The organism is Alkalibacterium indicireducens (genome assembly GCF_039522005.1).
Classification (GTDB): Bacteria; Bacillota; Bacilli; order Lactobacillales; family Carnobacteriaceae_A; genus Alkalibacterium; species Alkalibacterium indicireducens.
In genome coordinates this window covers 1-3,960 of sequence record NZ_BAAADA010000202.1, presented here as the reverse complement: position 1 = coordinate 3,960, position 3,960 = coordinate 1, and the positions used below count along the sequence as shown (strand labels likewise).

The 3,960-nt window shown below is 44.4% G+C and carries 4 protein-coding genes; all 4 read left to right on the top strand.

Annotated features, from left to right (window positions below; all coding sequences use genetic code 11):
• Positions 1–240: 240 nt before the first annotated feature.
• The 4 genes from gloA2 (at position 241) to ABFX15_RS11340 (ending at position 3,872) form a co-directional block, all read left to right on the top strand.
• Entirely contained in the window at positions 241–624 is a 384-nt protein-coding gene (gene gloA2, locus ABFX15_RS11355; protein WP_346025516.1) for an SMU1112c/YaeR family gloxylase I-like metalloprotein, read from the top strand.
• 274 nt (positions 625–898) lie between these two features.
• Positions 899–1,285 carry a lactoylglutathione lyase gene (gene gloA, locus ABFX15_RS11350; protein WP_346025515.1) on the top strand — a complete coding sequence of 129 codons (387 nt, stop codon included), beginning with the start codon at positions 899–901 and terminating at the stop codon, positions 1,283–1,285.
• Positions 1,286–1,340: 55 nt separating this feature from the next.
• Positions 1,341–2,957: a gamma-glutamyltransferase gene (gene ggt, locus ABFX15_RS11345; protein ID WP_346025514.1), complete on the top strand. Its 1,617-nt coding sequence runs from the start codon at positions 1,341–1,343 to the stop codon at positions 2,955–2,957.
• Between the two features lie 39 nt (positions 2,958–2,996).
• A complete protein-coding gene (locus ABFX15_RS11340; RefSeq protein WP_346025513.1) occupies positions 2,997–3,872 on the top strand; it encodes an ROK family protein in 876 nt (291 codons plus the stop codon).
• Positions 3,873–3,960: the final 88 nt, after the last annotated feature.

The following is a 3,960-nucleotide window of genomic DNA, read 5'->3' as shown; positions in this document are numbered from 1 at the left end:
TAAAATACTACAGTTTGTCTAACACACTCCAACCGTAGGGACTACGGGGGTAGCCTGGTAAATAAAAGCAACCGCTGATACTCTATTAAACAAGTGTGTCAAGTCTACTTTGTTCCCAGGAATCTCCCACTTCTAAGCGTGAGCGAAAGTGGGGGTAGTTCAACATAATACTATACGCTTATTGAAACGTAAAAGCAAAGGGACATAGACCATAACTTTTAAAGAAAGAAGGAACAGAATATGTTTAATGGAATTCATCATGTGGCGATCATTGCAAGTGATTATGACCGGTCTAAAGCTTTTTATACACAAACGCTCGGTCTGACTATCATCAGAGAAGTGTACAGAGAGGAAAGAGAATCATATAAGTTGGACCTGGAAGCTGGTAATGCTCAAATTGAACTCTTTTCATTCCCAGATCCTCCAGCTAGAGCGAATGGACCTGAAGCGGTAGGGTTGAGACACTTATGTTTCGAAGTGGATGATGTAGTAGAAGCAAAAGGACAGCTGGAGGGCAAGGGAATCGAAGTTGAAGAGGTAAGAACGGATCCCTATACGGGCAGGTTGTTCACTTTCTTCAAGGATCCGGATGGGCTCCCATTGGAACTATATGAGAGAAGCTGAACGCAAAAAAGAACCCCTGTTTCCGCAGGGGCTCTTTTGCATAGAAAGGAGATGATTTATGAAAAAGAAAACTAGTAGTACTGCTACTAACTATGTTTCTAAGTAAATGATAACGCATACATTATAGATAGTCAAGCCTTTTTCAGATATTCAGTAAATTAATTATAACGCTTTCAAAAAAGTGAGGATATAAGCTGCCCCTCATACATGTTTGCTTGACGGCCTGATGAAAGTAAGGCAAAATATAAACATACTAGTTTAGGAGGAATTACCTATGAGAAAAAGAATGCTGCACACTTGCGTAAGAGTAAAGGATCTGGACAAGTCATTGGATTTTTATAAAGATGTTCTGGGAATGAAAGAAGTTCGCCGTCTAGATTATCCTGAATACAAGTTCACCCTGGTTTATCTGGCATTGCCTGGAGATGAAGTGGAGCTGGAGCTGACATATAATTATGATCAGGAAGAACCATATGATCTGGGAAATGGATACGGGCATATTGCAATAGGCGTAGAGAATCTTAGCGATACTCACGACGAGTTCAGTCAGTCTGGGCAGGATGTTACAGAGCTGACAGAATTATCTGACGGTGCAGCATCTTACTTCTTTATTAAGGATCCTGATGGATATAAGATCGAGATCATTCAGTTGAAAGATTAAGTTGTTTTAAGTATCGGGTCTAGGATCCGATACTACATATGAGGGGAGAAATAAAATGGGGGATGCAAACTGCGACACAGGGGCATTTCATTATGCATCACGAAGAGAGCTAGCGGTTGGTAAAAATGGAATGGTTGCTACATCACATCCGCTAGCTGCACAAGTCGGGCTCGACATACTGAAGAGAGGTGGAAATGCCATCGATGCCGCCATAGCAACTGCTGCGACACTTACTGTTGTGGAGCCAGGATCGAACGGCATCGGAGGAGACAGTTTCAGCATATTATGGAAAGATGGAGAACTGCATGGGCTGAATTCCAGTGGGCCATCTCCTGAAGGGTTGGATCCGGATCCATACCTGACGAAAGAAAAGGACTTTCCAACGTTTGGCATCAATGCGGTCACTGTTCCTGGGGTTCCTGCCGGATGGGCTGCTTTAAGTAAAAAACACGGGAAACTTCCATTGAAAGAGGTACTGGAGCCAGCTGCGAAAATTGCTGAAGAGGGGTACGTCATTACGAATACTGTTTCACAGGCCTTTCAACGTACTTTCAAACGCTTTTCTAAAGAGAAAGATAATTACCCGGAACTCGAGTCCTGGTTCAAGGTCTTTGCACCAGAAGGTACAGCGAAACAGGCGTTGGATATTATTAAACTTCCTGGGCATGCCAGAGGTCTTCGACTGATCGGTGAGACAGAAGCGGATGCTTTCTATAATGGCAAGATTGCGGAAGCCATTGATGCATTTTCCAGAAGACATGGAGGAAGCTTGAGACTGGATGATCTTAAATCCTTCCAGCCGGAATGGGTCGATCCTGTTTCTGTAGATTATAAAGGCTACCAAGTCTGGGAGATGCCGCCAAATGGACAGGGAATCGTAGCATTAATGGCGCTTAACTCTCTTAAACATCTGGAACTGGCTGGAAAAGATGACGCTGAGACGCTACATAAGCAGATCGAAGCAATCAAACTGGCTTTTGCTGACGGGAATTTGACTATTGCCGATCCTGAGAGGATGACGGTAAGTGCGGAAGAGCTGCTTTCTGAAAGATATGCAAAGGAAAGAGCAGATCTGATCGGTCATGATGCGATAGATGCTGTACCAGGTATCAGTGATTCATCAGGAACCGTCTATCTTGCTGCAGCAGACGCTGACGGCAATATGATTTCATACATTCAAAGTAATTACATGGGCTTCGGTTCAGGGGCAGTCATTCCGGAATTTGGCATCAGTCTGAATAACCGGGCCGTTGGGTTCACAAACGAAAAAGGACATGTGAATACCCTTACACCGGCTAAGCGGCCTTTCAATACCATCATTCCCGCTTTCCTTACAAAAGAAGGGCAGCCGATGGGGCCTTTTGGCGTGATGGGTGGACACATGCAGCCACAAGGTCATCTTCAAGTGATCCAGTCCATGATTGATTTCGGGCTAAACCCTCAGGATGCTCTAGACAAACCAAGATGGCAGTGGGTCAAAGGGCGGAAAGTACTCGTTGAACCTGAAATACCATTTTCTGTACTGACAGATCTGAAACGCCGGGGACACGACATAGAAGTGACTCTTGAAAAAGGTCAGTTCGGAAGGGGTCAGATTATTTTAAGAAACAAAAATGGTGTGCTGATCGGAGGGACAGAACCAAGAACAGACGGGACGGTTGCTGTCTGGTAAGAAGATAAAATAGACTATTAGCGAAGGTGGAGAGGTATAATGGCAATACTGGCTTTTGATATTGGAGGAACATCAGTTAAGTATGGAATCTGGTCTGATGAATCTTTGTCAGATAAAGGGAAGTTTAAAACACCGCAGACCTGGGCAGAGATGAAAGCTCAACTTTCTCGTGTGAAAGAAGAGGCTGATTCGACTTACAGTCTTGAAGGAGTCGCATTTTCGGCTCCCGGAGCGGTCAATCAGATCGACAGGCAGATAGAAGGAGTCAGTGCAGTCAGATACCTCCACTTCTTCCCTATATATGATGAACTCGAAGAGATGTTTAGACTGCCTGTGTCATTTGAGAATGATGCAAACAGCGCAGGTCTGGCTGAAGTATGGAAAGGGGCTGCGAAAGATAACGACAATGTTCTTTTCGTGGTGATTGGAACGGGAATCGGTGGGGCAGTTATCGTCAATAAAAAAGTCCATCATGGACCGCATTTATTCGGTGGAGAGTTCGGCTTCATGCTCCTTAATGAAACTAAGACATTCAGTCAGATTGGTACAGCGGTGGCCATGTCCCGTCGTTATGCAGAGCGGATGGGGATGAGTTACGATGATATAGATGGACAGGCGGTGTTTGAACTTGCCAATCAGGGGGATGTCATAGCTAAAGAAGAAGCAGACACCTTCTTTATGTATCTGACTATGGGACTTTACAACCTTGCTTATGCGTTTGATCCTGAGAAGATAGTAATCGGGGGAGGCGTATCCAGTATGGACGGGATCCTTGAGCGCATCGAAGTTGAGTTTGACTCTCTATTTGCACGTCTGCAGCACACCCCTTTTCGTCCAGTGATTGAAACGTGTGAGTTCAAAAATGATGCTAACCTGATTGGAGCCGTCTATAACTTTATGCAGGAAAATAAATAGACAGGGCACCTGGTAACTCCCAATAATCTATGAAAAATTATGTTTCCCAAATTTCTCGTTGCTCGTATGATGATTTCTGTCGATGAAG

Coding starts and splice junctions, on each gene's coding strand:
- gloA2 (WP_346025516.1), top strand. CDS start 241: ATGTTTAATGGAATTCATCATGTGGCGATCATTGCAAGTGATTATGAC.
- ggt (WP_346025514.1), top strand. CDS start 1,341: ATGGGGGATGCAAACTGCGACACAGGGGCATTTCATTATGCATCACGA.
- ABFX15_RS11340 (WP_346025513.1), top strand. CDS start 2,997: ATGGCAATACTGGCTTTTGATATTGGAGGAACATCAGTTAAGTATGGA.
- gloA (WP_346025515.1), top strand. CDS start 899: ATGAGAAAAAGAATGCTGCACACTTGCGTAAGAGTAAAGGATCTGGAC.